At 36.5% G+C, this 15,245-nt stretch carries 13 protein-coding genes, 1 pseudogene and 1 riboswitch; of the genes and pseudogenes, 1 reads left to right on the top strand and 13 read right to left on the bottom strand.

Features of this window, described 5'->3' with window-relative positions; all coding sequences use genetic code 11:
• Positions 1–97: 97 nt before the first annotated feature.
• Positions 98–215: riboswitch (molybdenum cofactor riboswitch) on the bottom strand.
• Between the two features lie 45 nt (positions 216–260).
• The 11 genes from THEWI_RS01880 to THEWI_RS01830 form a co-directional block, all read right to left on the bottom strand.
• Positions 261–938, bottom strand: a complete 678-nt coding sequence (locus THEWI_RS01880; protein ID WP_014062228.1) for a HesA/MoeB/ThiF family protein — start codon at positions 936–938, stop codon at positions 261–263.
• Between the two features lie 17 nt (positions 939–955).
• The gene (locus THEWI_RS01875; RefSeq protein ID WP_014062227.1) at positions 956–1,177 is read right to left on the bottom strand and encodes a MoaD/ThiS family protein; all 222 of its coding nucleotides are present in this window, start codon (positions 1,175–1,177) and stop codon (positions 956–958) included.
• A gap of 217 nt (positions 1,178–1,394) precedes the next feature.
• Positions 1,395–2,168 (bottom strand): IS21-like element helper ATPase IstB, encoded by a 774-nt coding sequence (istB, locus tag THEWI_RS01870; protein ID WP_014062226.1) that lies wholly within the window; start codon positions 2,166–2,168, stop codon positions 1,395–1,397.
• On the bottom strand, positions 2,134–3,393 hold the full coding sequence (istA, locus tag THEWI_RS01865; protein ID WP_014062225.1) for an IS21 family transposase: 1,260 nt from the start codon (positions 3,391–3,393) through the stop codon (positions 2,134–2,136). Before istA ends, istB begins: the two co-directional genes overlap by 35 nt.
• Before the next feature lie 317 nt (positions 3,394–3,710).
• Positions 3,711–5,525, bottom strand: coding sequence for an aldehyde ferredoxin oxidoreductase family protein (locus tag THEWI_RS01860; protein WP_014062224.1), 1,815 nt, complete (start codon positions 5,523–5,525; stop codon positions 3,711–3,713).
• Positions 5,526–5,543: 18 nt separating this feature from the next.
• Positions 5,544–5,822, bottom strand: coding sequence for a 4Fe-4S dicluster domain-containing protein (locus tag THEWI_RS15510; protein WP_425274177.1), 279 nt, complete (start codon positions 5,820–5,822; stop codon positions 5,544–5,546).
• Positions 5,823–6,052: 230 nt separating this feature from the next.
• Positions 6,053–6,382, bottom strand: a complete 330-nt coding sequence (locus tag THEWI_RS01850) for a PTS lactose/cellobiose transporter subunit IIA (RefSeq protein WP_014062222.1) — start codon at positions 6,380–6,382, stop codon at positions 6,053–6,055.
• A gap of 198 nt (positions 6,383–6,580) precedes the next feature.
• Positions 6,581–7,603, bottom strand: a complete 1,023-nt coding sequence (locus tag THEWI_RS01845) for an Ldh family oxidoreductase (RefSeq protein ID WP_014062221.1) — start codon at positions 7,601–7,603, stop codon at positions 6,581–6,583.
• A 16-nt stretch (positions 7,604–7,619) separates the two neighbouring features.
• Positions 7,620–8,549 carry a hydroxyacid dehydrogenase gene (locus THEWI_RS01840; protein WP_014062220.1) on the bottom strand — a complete coding sequence of 310 codons (930 nt, stop codon included), beginning with the start codon at positions 8,547–8,549 and terminating at the stop codon, positions 7,620–7,622.
• Between the two features lie 70 nt (positions 8,550–8,619).
• The gene (gene dapA / locus THEWI_RS01835) at positions 8,620–9,495 is read right to left on the bottom strand and encodes a 4-hydroxy-tetrahydrodipicolinate synthase (protein WP_014062219.1); all 876 of its coding nucleotides are present in this window, start codon (positions 9,493–9,495) and stop codon (positions 8,620–8,622) included.
• Positions 9,496–9,617: 122 nt separating this feature from the next.
• Entirely contained in the window at positions 9,618–10,667 is a 1,050-nt protein-coding gene (locus THEWI_RS01830; RefSeq protein WP_014062218.1) for an SIS domain-containing protein, read from the bottom strand.
• Positions 10,668–11,263: 596 nt separating this feature from the next.
• On the opposite strand from THEWI_RS01830, the pseudogene THEWI_RS13775 reads away from it, so the two are divergent.
• Positions 11,264–11,551, top strand: a pseudogene (locus THEWI_RS13775) (transposase); the annotation flags it as partial.
• 240 nt (positions 11,552–11,791) lie between these two features.
• Here the strand turns inward: THEWI_RS13775 and THEWI_RS01820 are convergent.
• Together THEWI_RS01820 and THEWI_RS01815 are read right to left on the bottom strand one after the other, a co-directional pair.
• Positions 11,792–13,159, bottom strand: coding sequence for a family 4 glycosyl hydrolase (locus THEWI_RS01820; protein WP_014062216.1), 1,368 nt, complete (start codon positions 13,157–13,159; stop codon positions 11,792–11,794).
• A 583-nt stretch (positions 13,160–13,742) separates the two neighbouring features.
• Complete coding sequence (locus THEWI_RS01815; RefSeq protein ID WP_014062215.1) at positions 13,743–15,038, bottom strand: PTS sugar transporter subunit IIC; 1,296 nt, start codon at positions 15,036–15,038, stop codon at positions 13,743–13,745.
• Positions 15,039–15,245: the final 207 nt, after the last annotated feature.

Genomic DNA, 15,245 nt, shown 5'->3' with positions numbered 1-15,245 from the left:
GACCTACAATAACAACATTCAGAAAAATACCCACCCCAACTATTGACAAAGAACCTTCATAAAAAAACTCCTTTCGTTTTAGTATGCGAAAGGAGAATAGCAGCCTTCCTATTCTCCTTTCCAGGCGGGAGGCAGCACCGTTTCCAGCACTACCCTATCGGCCTATAATCCATAGCTCTTGCCCTAGGATTACAGACTCGGAGAATAAGTAATAAAATATTAAGTTTATTTCGTCCTTTCGTTACAATAGTACACCAATTTCAAAGAACTATAATCTCATATTCTTGCTCAAAGGTATTTATAAATAACACCTTCCGTCTTAATACTTCTCCTCTTCCTATCAAAACTTTTAGTGCTTCACTAACTTGAATGGAAGCAACAAGAGCAGGAGTGAACGAAGGATTGCCAAGTTCTTTTTCAATTCCCTTCCTCATTTCTTTTTTATACAAAAACTTAAGCGTCTTATCGCCAGGAAAAACTGTAGTAACCTGCCCATACCAGCCCGCAATAGCACCATGAACAAATGGAATGCCAAGCTCCTCGCAGATATCCTGTAAAGTAAGCTTTCCCTCAATATTATCAAGAGCATCGATTACAATATCATGTCCTTTTATGATATCTTTTCCATTTTCAAAATTAAATTCATCTACAATAGCTTTTACAAAAACTTCTGGGTTGACAAGTTTCATTCTTTCCGCCGCCATTAATGCTTTACTTTTACCCAATGAATTCATATCACTTAAAATCTGGCGGTTTAAATTCGTTTCCTCAAAAACATCCTTATCAACTGCAGTTATATATCCTATACCTAATCTACCAAGCATTTCAATAGCATACCCACCTAATCCTCCACATCCCAATACACAAACCCTAAAGTCCTTTAGTTTTTCATTTTCTTCCTTAGATAGCATATTCATATTTCTGTCGTATCTTCCCATAAAGACACTCCTTTCCCTCAACCACCACCAACAGGTGGAAAAAGGGAAATCACATCTCCATCACTAAGAGGATCATCAAGCTTCCCATCAAGTCCATTTACTAAAAATATTGCTACAGCTTCTTCTTTTATGTTAAGTTTGTTTATTATAAATCTTCCTGTAATTCCCTCAAAATAATCAAAATTTATTTCCTTTTCTCTCCCCTCTTTAAAGGTTCCAAATACCTTTACTTTAATCAATATAATATCACCCCTTCTATGATTTTGTGTCTGCAAATTCTATTTTATCACAGGGGTTGTCTCTTGTTTTTTTCACTTAAAAATCCTACGATAATTTTACACTATGTTTAATAAGAATCGAAAAACTTAGCAATCACAGGTCTCTTGTTGTCAATAGCGGATTAAAATTGACCCATTTTCAACGGTTTTAAATTGACCCACCCTACATTTTTTTAATTTAAGCCTTACCGTTTGGACTACCGTAATAAAGACCAGTCTTTAACCTATCCTTTAAACGATAGCTGTTACCCCTTATGTTGATTATATGAGCATGGTGCAGCAATCTGTCCAAAACTGCAGTTGCAAGAACCGGATCCCCCATTAGTTCACCCCATTCCCCAAATCCTTTGTTGCTTGTAAGTATTATGCTCCCTCTCTCATACCGTGCACTTATCAGCTGAAAAAAGAGATTTGCTCCAAGGTTATCTAAAGGCAAATATCCTACTTCATCTATAACAAGAAGCCTTGGCCTTATGTAGTTCCTCATCCTTCTGTCTAATCTGTTCTCTTCATAACCTTTTTTAAGGTCTTCAATTAGTTTTGATAAGGCGATAAAGTAAACTGGTATTCCCTGCGATAGTGCTTCTACAGCAAGTGCTACAGCTAGATGTGTCTTACCCACTCCAGGAGGGCCAAGAAATATTACATTCTCCGCACGGTGTACAAAGGCCATCGTAGCAAGTTCTTTTATCAGCTTCTCATCTATACTTGGCTGAAATGTGAAGTCAAATTCTGCTAGCGTTTTTCGGTATGGAAGTCGGGCTAGTTTGAATCTTACCTCAATATTTCTCTTCTGTCTCTCTGGAAGTTCTGTTTCAAGAAGCTCATTTAAGAAGTCAAGATATGTGCTGTTTTTGTGCTGCGCTCTTTCAAGGAGTGATTCAAGTAAAGAAGCTGCACTCAGAAGTCCCAGTTCTTCAAGATGTAGTCTGGCTTTCTCCAGATCTATCATATCCTGTCACCTCCGCTAGACTTTCATAAAGGCTAAGGGAACGTCTCTCAACCTCTAGTGAAAATAACTTGATTGCTTTTGGTCTGGGATAAAGCAGACCTTCTGCTGCTTTTAAGCCTTTGTACTGGTCTTTGAGAAAAACTGGACTTCCTGAACGATAATGTTTGTCATGTACTGCTATTATCTTGCTATCATAGAGAACTTCAATTTTGCCATTTTTCTCCCTTACAACTACCTCTTTCCCGCTGTACTGCCATGGTACTCCATACCTTACACCATCATAACTTAAGAGACCATCTTTATGTACCTTCCTTGGTTCCTCCAGAAATTTTTGATATTTATCTAATGGAGGCAAAGGCTTTAAGTTTTCCCTCTTTAGTCTGTCAATTGGTCTTTCTCCTGTAGTACCATGTACCCTTCTGTTTTTCTTATCACACCACTCTACTGCCTGACGATTTAAGTCACCATAATCTAAAAATCTTCTCCCGGGTAGAAAATTGTCCTTGACAAAGTCTATTCCACTTTCTACTTTGCCTTTTGTCTGTGGACGTCTAGCTTTGCAGACTTTAGGTACAAATCCCAAAGTTGCTGCAAGGTCCTCAAATACTGGATTCCATAAAGGTTTCTTGTTTGCATCTGTACCTATGATTACAGTTCTCATTCTGTCACTAAGTACAACGTCAGTTACTCCACCAAAATATTCAAAACCATGGATAAGGCAGCGGTTGAAAGTGTGAACATCACAGCGATTTGTGAATTCAACATACATTGCTCTTGAATAACCAAGTACCATGACAAAGAGATAGAGTTTTCTTACTTCTCCTGTTTCCTGATCAATGTAATTGTATTCACCCCAGTCAACCTGGGCTTGTTCTCCAGGCTTTGTCTCATAGCGGCATACAGCCTGAATATGCTTTGAAGGTCTAAACTGCCTTACATAGTCTCTTAAAATAGTCTTTCCTCCAGTGTAACCTTCTTCTTTTATTCTTTCGTAAATAACTTCACAGTTAAATATTCCCATGTTAATGTACTCATGAATAGTATCTTTGTAAGGGTCAAGTTTTGAGCCCCTCTTAGGACGAGGTTTTCTTTCGGGAATTCCCTCTGTTCTGAGATACTTTCTTATTGTGTTTCGAGAATGCCCTGTTTCTCGTGAAATTGCACGAATACTCTTGCCTTTTGCCCTGAGTTCATGTATCATGATAATAGACCCACTCCCTAGCATTTTTTATCTCCCTCCGATCCTCTGAGGTTTAATTCAGATCAGAGGGATATTTCGACAGGGGGTGGGTCAATTCCTTCTCGTTACCCCTGGGTCAATTATACACCGTTAGTGACACTTGATTTTAATCCTCTATATAGCAGCGTAACTTTCCCATATTCTAAGTATATTTATGTAATCTCTCTGCTACATATTTTCTTACTCGCCTTTTGTTGCTATTCATAATTTTCTCATTCATAATTTTCTTTATCTTCTAAGTGTTGTACTGGCTACTTTTTTATCTAATTCCTTCTCTATTTTGCCATATAAAGGTGCTTATGTTATATTAACCTTAATTCTTTAAGTTTTTCGTTGGTGGGAATCCCATTTTCGTCCCATCCTCTAAGCTGGTTGTATCGTAACATCATTTGCGATAATTTGTTTTCTTCAAAATAATGACCTTTCATTTTCCCGTCAGGCAAAGGTTCCTTAAATCGACTCGGCATAGCCGAATAATTTTGTTTCCAACCTTCCCTTATATTAAATAATCTAGCTAAATTCCATATACGTTCTCCAATTCTAAAAAATTCATCTTGGTCTATATCTCTTCCTGTTGCATATTTAAACATATCTAGGTATTGATTAACTGTTATACCTCCCCTTGCAATTTCACATATCGTTAGTGAATACAGTGCCGCCAACAAATTTTGCTCCCATATAACTATTTCAGGTTTTAAATTAATACTTTTACCGTCCTCAACAGGTTGCCCCTGCCATACCCCTTCCACCTCATAAGCAATGGGAAAAGCTCTCTGATGACATCCTCCTCGGTCACCTGTCAGGTAGGCTAACCCCATTCCTTCTGAACCTCTTGGACCCCACGCTGGAACCTCATATCCCTGAATAGTTACAGCTAATTTCTCAGCTCCTCCTCCTATAATGGATGATGCTTTTAATACCCCTTCTGCCAAAATATTGCCTATACCTTTACGATAAGCTATCTGGTTGAGTAAAAAAGCAACAGCTTTTGTATTTCCAAAGTCTATGTCAGTGCCCAAATCTTCTTTTGAAATTAATCCATTTTTATATGCCTCTATTGTAAAACCAACTACTCCACCTGCGCTAATTGTATCTAAACCTAATTTATCACATAGAAGATTAAGGTAGTTCAAGTCTTCTACATTTGAAATACCTATGTTACCCCCTAAAAGGCCTGCTGTTTCATATTCTACATTGTCACACAAGCTACCTTTATACGCTCCCCTTCTGATCACTCCTAACTTGCTACAATGAATAGGACATGCCGCACAGGCACTATCTCGTAACCAAACTCTCTTATCATGTTGGTCATAATTTATGCTACTTCTCTTTTCAAAAGACCCTGATGAGTAATTTCTTACAGGAAAAAAACCCATTTCATTTGAAAAAGGGATATTTATCAAAGTTGAATATTTTGCCAAGGGTTTTGTACTCTCTTTTAAAAACTCATGAGCTTTTTTAACTTCTTCAAAGAATAATTTTGGTTCTTTAATTTTTATACCTTTACTACCTCTAACGGCTATGGCCTTAAGTTTTTTTGAACCCATAACTGCTCCTAATCCACCCCTACCCGCTTGCCTATGTGGATCACAATCAATTAGTGCATATTTCACTAGGTTCTCTCCCGCAGGGCCAATACAAGCAATTTTTACGTCTTTACCTAATTTGCCTTTTAATACATCATAAGTTTCATAAGTGTCAAGTCCCCATAAATAATCTGCTTCTAATATTTTTACATTATCGTCTTCAATAAGAATAAAAACAGGTGTCTCAGACTTTCCGCTTATTACAATTGCGTCATAACCAGCATATTTGACTTCCTGGATAAAATGCCCTCCAAAATAAGAATCATCAAACATATTATTGAGAGGAGATTTTGAAATAACGCAACCTCTCATGCTGGGAGCTAAGGTCCCGGTAAGAGGTCCACTTACAAAAATCAAGAGGTTTTTTTCGTTAAAAGGATCTAATTTAGGAGGTAGTTCATCATATAATAATTTCAAACCTAACCCTTTCCCACCTATAAATAATTCTACTATCTCCTGTTGAAGTTCTTTAAAATAATATTTTTTTTGAGTTAAGTCAATGTATAAAATTTTATTCATATAAGCGTACATAACTTAGTCACCTCCAAGCTAATATGAAATTGCTCCTGTAGAACAAACTTGTACACATGCTGGAGCGCCCTCACACAATTCACATTTGAATGCTTTTCCTGATATCACCTTTATTACACTTTGTGGGCAATATTGAGCACATATTCCACAACCAACACATTTTTCTTTGTCTATTTTCACGATACCATTTTGTCTTTTTATCGCTTTACTCGGACATACTCTGATACATACAGCATTTTTACACTGAATACAAGTAACCACCTCAAGATAGATGTTTTCAGTCTCTCTGATATCCATCAATGATAATTTTGGATTACATATACCAAAATTTTTCATAGAGCATGCTAATAAGCATGCTCTGCAATTCGTACACAAAGATTTATCTATTCGGATCCCCATTTTTAAACGCTCCCCTGTATAGATTCTGAATAATTAATTACAAAAGTGTAAATGTTAATTATATTAGTTTTGTTAAGAATTCTTGTTATTTTATTAATAAATCTTTTGCCTTATTTTTTATCAAATTTTTATGGTGTGTTTTTTTTCATATTTTCATAAATTAATTTATACAAATCAACCATCCGTTCAATAAGATTTTTTTCCGCCATAGCTGTCATTACATGATCCTGCGCATGAACCATTAATAATGTTATTTTACTCTCTCCGCCTGCTGCTTCTTTTTGGATTATATCTGCTTGGACTTGATGTGCTTTATGTAGTTCCTCAGATGCAGCCTCAATATGACGTTGCGCTGTCTCAAAATCTCCAACTTTAGCATATTTTAATGCCTCATATGCCTCTGTTCTAGCATTACCTCCATGTAATATCATTTGAAAAATAATTTCTTCTGAGGACATAATATTCCCCCTCTCTTCATATTTATTTACAATCGCGAAATTTTTTGAATACTCTCAAAGTAAAAACACTTGTTCCCCTTATTAAATTGTAAGCTTTAATCAGAAACCATTGATATTTATGAAGATATAAAGGGTAAGTTTTCTTTTTAATTCATTACATTATTGAAAATCTATGAAACAAAATATATAATTTCTCATTTACTCATCTGATATTTTTATACCTCCTTCTTCAGCAAGTTGTAGCAATAATTTATAAGTCTCATCATCAAGTTGTATATCTTCTTTATTATTTTCGATTTTCTCAAACAGATCTTCTCCAGGAATCATAATTCTATTATATCCCGGAGCAGTAGGTAGCCCTTTAATAATCTCCAAATACCTTTGTATCTCAATATAAAACTCTTTTAAAGGCTTTATTAGTTCTATATCTATTGCCATTACCATCAAACCACCCTGTGAAGCCCACCCCGGCTGAAGTTCAAGTCCATACCCTCCACCAATTAAGATACCACAAATTATATCAATAATTAATGCCAACCCATAACCCTTGTGCATACCTATCGGGAGCAACGTCCCATTCAATGCTTCGTTAGGATCTTGGGTGGGGTTCCCTTCAGCATCAAGAGCCCAACCAATAGGAATTTTTTCGTTGTGCTTTTTCGCAAAAAGAATTTTCCCACCCGATGCCACAGACAACGCCATATCTAAGAGAATCGGTGAATTACCAGTAGGAATTGCAATCGATATGGGATTTGTCCCTAGCGCAGCTTTTCTTGAACCAACTGGCGCAATTGCCGGATCAGTATTTGTAGTGGCAAACCCTATCATTCCGTGTTCAGCGATCATCAGAGTATAGTAACCCAACATCCCAACATGACTAAGGTTCTTAGCACCAACAACACTTATTCCCTTTCCTTTAGCAGAAGTAATTGCGTGCTCCGTAGCATATCTTGCAACAATCTGTCCAAAACCCTTATCCCCATCAATTATTGTAAAGTCGCCAATTCGTTTTGTTTTAAAAGTCGGAAGTTTGTTAATATTTCCCTTTTTTACTTCTTCTAAATAATAAGGTAGTCTCATAACACCATGTGAATCCATACCCATAATATTAGCTTTAATAAGGTGATTAGCAATTTCTTCTGCATCCGCAGGTAAAATATCGTACCCCCTCAGTATTTCTTGTACTATTTTTTTCAATTTTTCTACTTTGATTTTTATCATTTCAGAATTCCCACCTCTAGTTTGAATCAAATATAAGATATTTCTTAATTTCAGAACATACTCTCATTAATATTCTATCTTGGGCTTCTTTTGTAAAATCCCCTACATGTGGCGTCAATACCACGTTCTCCAGTTTAAAAAATTTATGAGTGTATAGCGGTTCTGATGTATATACATCAATACCCGCACCACCTATCAAGCCTTCTGACAATGCATCATATAGCGCATCTTCGTCTACAATCGCTCCACGTGCAGTATTTATCAATATCGCACCTTGTTTCATCAGTTTTATTTTTTCCCTGTTTATTAAATGATAGGTCTTTTGTGTCAAAGGAACATGAAGCGTTACTATATCACTCTTACTTAAAACGCTTTCGAGAGATGCATACATCACATTTTCTCTTTGAATGTTTTTATTCTCTTCAATATCATTATATAGCACGTTCATACCAAATCCTAAAGCTATACGCATAACTTCCTTTCCAATTGCTCCCATTCCTATGATACCAATAGTTTTGCCAAATAGTTCAATCCCTTCATACTTTATTTTTTCTTTCCAACGACCCTCCCGAATAAGCTTATCAAGGCATGTAAGACGTCTACTAACAGCTAATATCAATCCAAACACATGTTCTGCAACAGATATTGCATTTTCACCGGGTGTATTTACCACAACTATACCCTTCTGTTTACATGCTTCTGTGTCTATATTATCAATACCAACCCCAAGACGTCCGATTACTCTTAACTTGTTAGCACCTACAATCGTTTCCTTTGTAACCTTAGCATCACCTAATATTATCGCATCCATATCAATAATTTCTTTTGCAGGTACAATATCATATATATTCGTTTTATAAATAATCTCCGCTACTCCTCCAAGATTTGCTTCAATTATATTTTGACTTCTTTTGTTAACATTCTCAATGACACCCACCCTGTACATGTTTCCTTCAACTCCACCTCAATATATTTCGTTTTTATGCTGCTTTATGCTGCCATTTTACTAGTTATGTTTAGCAAAGACCCAGCTCTTTTAGAACAGTCTTAAGTTTTTCTATATTTTCCTGACGCATTGGCTGAAGAGGGGGTCTGCAAGGACCAGCTGGCATACCCATAATATTTAATGCCGTCTTAATAGGCACGGGATTAGGCTCAATAAACAAAACTTCATATAACGGTAATAAACGATAATGTAGCTCTTTTGCAGCTTCTGGCTCGATCATAGCCATTTTATAAAGTTCTACCATTTGCCGTGGAATTATATTTTGCGCAACCCCTATCCCACCAGTTGCCCCCAATTGTATAGCAGACAAGAAAAATATTTCAAGGCCTGTTGTAATAGCATACCTTTTCCCAAAATGTGCTATAAGTAACATTGTATGTTCGAGCGGAGCTGTATCTTTTATGCCTATAATATTGTCAAATTCGCTGAGTTTTTCAAGTGTTTCTATTGATATATCAATATTTGTACCTGCGGGCCAATTATAGATGATAATAGGTATATTTACGGATTTTGCTAATTCTTTAAAGTGTTCATACAATCCATTCTGTCCAGGGTTTGGATAATACGGATTTATTACTAATACTGCATCTGCCCCAACTTCTTCTGCATACTTTGATAATCGAATAGTAGCATCTGTGCTGTTACTACCCGTCCCTGCTATAACAGGAATTCTCCCCGCAGCATACTCAACTGCTACTCTTATTATCTCGCGACGTTCATCCTCAGTCAAAAGATTATATTCACCTGTACTACCACCAACTATTATGCTGTCAGACCCTGATTTTATTTGAAAATCTATCAATTCACACAATCCTTTTAAATCCAATTTATAATCCTTCGTCATTGGAGTAACCAAGGCAGGTATTACACCCTTCAGTTCAAACATTTTTCCCATCCTTTCTTTATTATTTTTTTAAATAGTTTTTCTATTTTCTATACTTTCCCTTCTATTGTCGTTTTTTATAAATAGCGCCCCTGAGAAATCATGGAGCGCTATTATTTTCTAAATTAGCCAAGGATTATATCTAATGCTTTTTTATGTTTATCTCCTCTCTTTCTAATTAAATCAGGAAATACATTTCTTGATACAGCAAGCCAATATGCCACCATTTGCATAGGAACTATAGTATAAACTGGTATTAAAGATTCATCATCATAAGGTATCTTTACTCCACCCTCAGTTATTTTGTTAGAAAACTCTACTACCATTGCTCCCATTTCTTTTGCCGCATTTACTACATCTTTAGCCCGAGCTTCATCTTTAGGAGTTTTCAAAACAAACAACACAGTTTCTTCATTAACCACAGTTGCAATAGGCCCATGTCCGATTTCTTCCAGTTCCATAGCAAAAGCAGGAACATTACTTGTTTCCATAATCTTTAATGCAGCTTCTGCAGCAACTCCATAATTAGGACCAGCACCTACTACATATATCCTGCGTCCTAACATTTTCTCGCTGAGATCCTTAATCTCTGTCACCCACCTGTCTATTTCTTGTTTTAGTCCTTTGCTTATTCGTTCTAAGTATTCTACTATTTCAAAGTCTTTCTCACCAACTAACATTGAAACCAATAAAGCAACAATCAAACCTAAGGTATAACTTCTAGTTTTAGGACCAACTTCTTCCCACCCCGGTACAAGTATACTCGCATCAGCTACGTTCATTATTCTACTTTTGTCAGTATTTGTTATGGCTATCTTTAAAATATCAGATTGCAACAATTTATTCAGCACTTGTACTGAAGCCCCAGTTCCACCAGAATGTGATATCGAAACTATTGCTGATTTAGAGGCATCTACCACATCAACATGATGTAACATTTCGTAAGCTGGCAGTGCTATAGCACACTTTTTGCCATAATTATTCAAAAAATTCGCGAATGTAAGTGCTAGATTATATGAAGTGCCACATCCAGTTATATATACAAAATCCTTTTCCCTTAAGAGCTTAGCTACTTTTCTTATTTCTTCCATATGGTTGCCTATTTCAGGAATTAAATTTGGCGTTGATAAAATTGTTTCCCACATCATATAAGGATGCTTATCACGAATTTCCATTTTATTTACCTCCTATCTCAATATTTTGTAACTTAGCTCGTATTATGATTGTAATCCACATTAAAAATTTAATAATAAACATACAAATCAAACCCTCAAAAACCATTTTTACCCTGGTAAAATAATCTCATAATTAAATCTCTCATTTTTTATTTAAATGGTCCTTTGTCTCTGATAAACTTAAAAGTGGAAGGTCCCTTTTAAGTTTACTGAGGTAATTTTGGCCACCTCCTGTGGAATGCTGACAAATCAGTATCACCACTCGAGAAAGACTGAACCTCTGGAGTTATTTGAGTAATACATACTCGTTTGTTGTGCCTCTTTAGCTTATCTGGCCATCGCCTGAGCATCGATGGTCAGGCAACCTATAAGCTAAATCTGAGCACTAATCACGGCGAGGGTGTATTACAAATAACTCTCAGAGACAAAGGACCTTTAAAAAACTTTTTACAAAAAGGAGCGTGAATTTATCCATGAGCTCTACACTTATCGTGGGCATTAATATTTCTAGTGAATTAAATGCTACTTCTTTTATTGATGAGACCGGCATTCGTTGAGTTAAAAAAGCTTTCTTCTTCCCTAATGATTTAAGCTCAGCAGCTTATAGATGGAATAAATATCAATCTGGTAATTTCAATACCCAGGATACTTCTTTGGTTAAGTGTGGTGATCAGTACCTGCGATACTATCTTGTTGAAGCCGCTAACTGTGGTAGAGTGCACACAGTGAGGTTTAAAGAGTACTACAACAAGAAGTATCGCGAGGTACCTAAACACCAACATAAACGTGCCCTCGTCTTAACTGCTAGAAGATTAATTCCTCTGATCTTTGCAATGCTCAGCAAAGGTCAAATATATCAAGAAAAAGGTGTTGCTAGTATTTAAATACTTTTTTGTTAAAGATTAGTAAACAATCTTGTTCTGGAACTTCCACTACCATTTATTGGTATATTGGAAGAAGGGTATCTTTTTGTCTTTTTGCCCTTTAAATGCATCAGAAATTTTTTAATTACCCCCTTGACATTTTACCGTTTGTCTTTCTCTCAAATTTACAAAATCTTTCACCATTTCAACTTTCAAAGACTCTGCTAAAGACAAATAAGCTCAACCCCAGTTGAAAACGAGCTATTCTAATGACTTATTTGCTTCAATTTTTTCAATTACTGATTTAAACTGAGGTAAATATTCCTTATCAGCGATCAAATATTCATCCAATAATTTTTTGGCCAGTTCATATTGTCGTACCAATGGGTGTGCCATTAACGCTTTTAATGCATATTCATAGGAACCTTCAACAGCTGCTTTTATCGTCAATGTCTCATATGTTTTAACAGCCACAATTAAACCTCTAATTTCAAGAGGAAGCTTGCCAATTCTAAACGGCATAAAGCCACTTCTTGTAAGGACCCCAGAAACCTCAATTGATGCTTCGTCATCCAGATCATCTATTGCTCCTTGATTAGGTACATTTAGTGCTAATATCTCTCTTGTATCATTAATTAAGCCATCCATTGTAGCAATCATACCCCTTACATATCCCGCTAGTGCACTTTCAGCCATTTCTTTGCGTTCAAGCTCCGTCGACCCTCTTGCACGCATCTTTAATGGCAGATCGTCCCAATGAGAAGCGTGTTGAATTGCTTCAAAAAGTTCTTTTTGCGTTGCTACTACCTCTTCACCACGTGTTTTTTCTCTTTTCCTTTCAAGTTCAAATATCCTATCAGTATGGTACCAATAATGCCAATAGAGACCAACAAAATAAGGCCACTTCCACAACCTTACGAATTCAGGATCAATTCTGTCATGTAAAGGCTGGTTTGCAAAAAACTCTGCAATCCTCTCCACCATCTCTTCACGAGGTACCTCCACCCCATCACGAAGCACCTTCAGTACCACACCCAAGTGATTAATGCCTGCATAAATAACCTTTACTCTTTTAGGATCATCAATTTTTAGAAAATGTCGTGCCACCTTATTATCTAAAGTAATACCTCCATGACACATTCCGAAGACTTTCGCTTTTGTATACCTAGATATAGCCTCAGTAATTATTCCTGCTGGGTTCGTAGCTGATATAAGGAATGCATCGGGAGCCACTTCTTCAATTGTTTTCCCTATCTCTATTGATGGCCTAATACATCTTAATGCAAAGGCAAAACCTGCAGGTCCCGTTGTTTCCTGTCCCACAACACCATTTTTTATAGCAATTTTCTCGTCTATTGCTCTCAATTCATTCCCACCAGGCCTTATGGTAGATACTACAATTTTGGAACCTTCTATTGCAGCCCTCAAATCTGTTGTCCGATTAATCTTAGTTTTAACCCCTACCCTTTTAACCAATCTTTCGCAATAGTCTGCCATGATATTCAAGCGTTCTGTATTAGTATCCATTAATGTGATATCAGTAAAAGGCAACCTTTCATGTACTAACATCAAATTGTGCATAAGATGTGGTATGTATGCACTACCTCCTCCAATTATTGCTAATTTCATAAAAAACATCCCTCCTATTTTTTATGTGTTTTTTATGTGTAGATTTTTATGTGTAGATAAGACCCTTGCAGAACCCCAAAACCTTAAAAATTAGAGGGTTCTGCTATATGTTTTCAAAGGAATTCCTCCGCTTTTGTGGAATTCTTACATAGACTACCAAATTCAAAAACAAAACGGAGGAAATCCTCTAAAATCAAAGCCAAACAATTATCTCTAAATATTTATAATTATTTAATTATTTATAATAATGTCCAACCTTTCTTTGAAGAAGAGAAACCTAACTTTATTAAACTCTCTGATTCTTTTGTTGCTTTGTTTGAACTTATTCCCCCTGCCATTATACAAGAATATTTCTTAACTTTTCTTAATTAACCCTGAACAAACATTGCAACTGACCTTGCATGGAGGCCACTTGGATTTATTATCTTCAAGAGTAAATTTTTCATTAGACATTTATTCACCACTTGAAATATTCACCACTTGAAACTAAGAAAGTCTTTTCACAGGATCTCCCACGAATTGTAATGGAGATCCTGTGAAAAGATTATATTCTCTTTAAATATATTTTAAATATACTTTTGTCTTACTGCGCATCTTTCTGTGCAGCTTTCTGCTCCTGCTCAAACATTTGCTTGTCATAAACTTTAAGAAAAGGCCAGTAAATAAGAGTCGCAATTACTGTTAGCACTATTACTAATATAATGGATCTCCAATCACCACCCGTCGCAAGAAATGCACCTACCGGCGCAGGAGCTGTCCACGGAGGTATTATAAACATGGGACGAACCCATCCTAGAAGATGTGCTATATATGCTAGAACTCCTATTATTCCTTGAGCAAATACAAACGGTATAAACATTACTGGATTGAGCATCAGGGGTACACCAAATATAAGTGGTTCATTGATATTGAAAATAGCCGGTATTAGTGCCACTTTACCAATATTTCTTAAGTGAGCAGACTTAGCTCTTAATAACATGATTGCAAGTCCTAATGTTGCACCACATCCGCCTATACTCAGATAAAATGAATAAAATGGATATACGAAGATATGTTTCATCGGCTCACCAGCTGCCCACGCCGCTGCGTTTTGGTCTATTAAGGGCATCATAAATGGTTTTAGGATTCCAAGTACAATCGAACCGCCATGTATACCTACTGACCAAAGGAGCTGAGCTAGCGTCGAACTTAAAAATACAGCGCCAATACTATCACTAACCGCTACTAATGGTTCGAATAACTTCATTATAATCCCAGGTATAGGCTGACCAGTAGCATATTTTATTGCAAGATTCAATGGATAAAATATAATTATCAATACGGCAATCGTAGGAAGAGATTCAAATGCTGCTGCTATAACTGGCGGTACACCTTCTGGCATCTTAATTGTCGCTCCCCTTTTTACCATAGAACGAAATATTTCCACCGCCACTATTCCTACTAACATAGCCGTAAACAATCCAGCACTACCAAGATAATCTGTCGGTACAAATAACCCCTGTGCCCCGTTTGCTAAATCTACTCTTGTAATGGGTGCAGCTACCAATAGAAATGTCATTATTGCCACTAGCCCACCAGATAACGGGTTTAAATCATATGATTTCGATAGGCTATAAGCCAACGCAAAGCAAACGTATATGCTCATAATACCCATTGTCATCCTGAATGGTGTCATAATAAGATCTTTATAAGGAGCTATTGCATCAGCCCAAGACTGTACAGGAGGATTAGCGAATAAGATAAAAAAGCTTCCTACAATAAAGAATGGCATTGCACCAACAAACCCATCTCTTACAGCAACCATATGCCTCTCGCGTCCAATAGGTTCGAAAATTGGAACCACCCACTTCTCAACAAACGATGTAACTTTCCCCAACATAATATTAGCCCCCTTGTATAATCAATCTTAAAGGCAATAAATTTGCCTCACTTAATTAATTTCGTTTAAGGTTATGGCAAAACCCAACTCTATTTTTACATCAACTCCTATAAGCAAAGTCTTGTTATTATTCATTTGCTTTGCAGAGACTCAACGCTTGTTCTAACACCTTCTCGCCATTTATGGTTCCGTAAGTCATCGGATCAA

Source organism: Thermoanaerobacter wiegelii Rt8.B1, from assembly GCF_000147695.2.
Taxonomy (GTDB): domain Bacteria; phylum Bacillota; class Thermoanaerobacteria; order Thermoanaerobacterales; family Thermoanaerobacteraceae; genus Thermoanaerobacter; species Thermoanaerobacter ethanolicus.
This window is presented reverse-complemented; position numbering and strand designations above follow the sequence as displayed.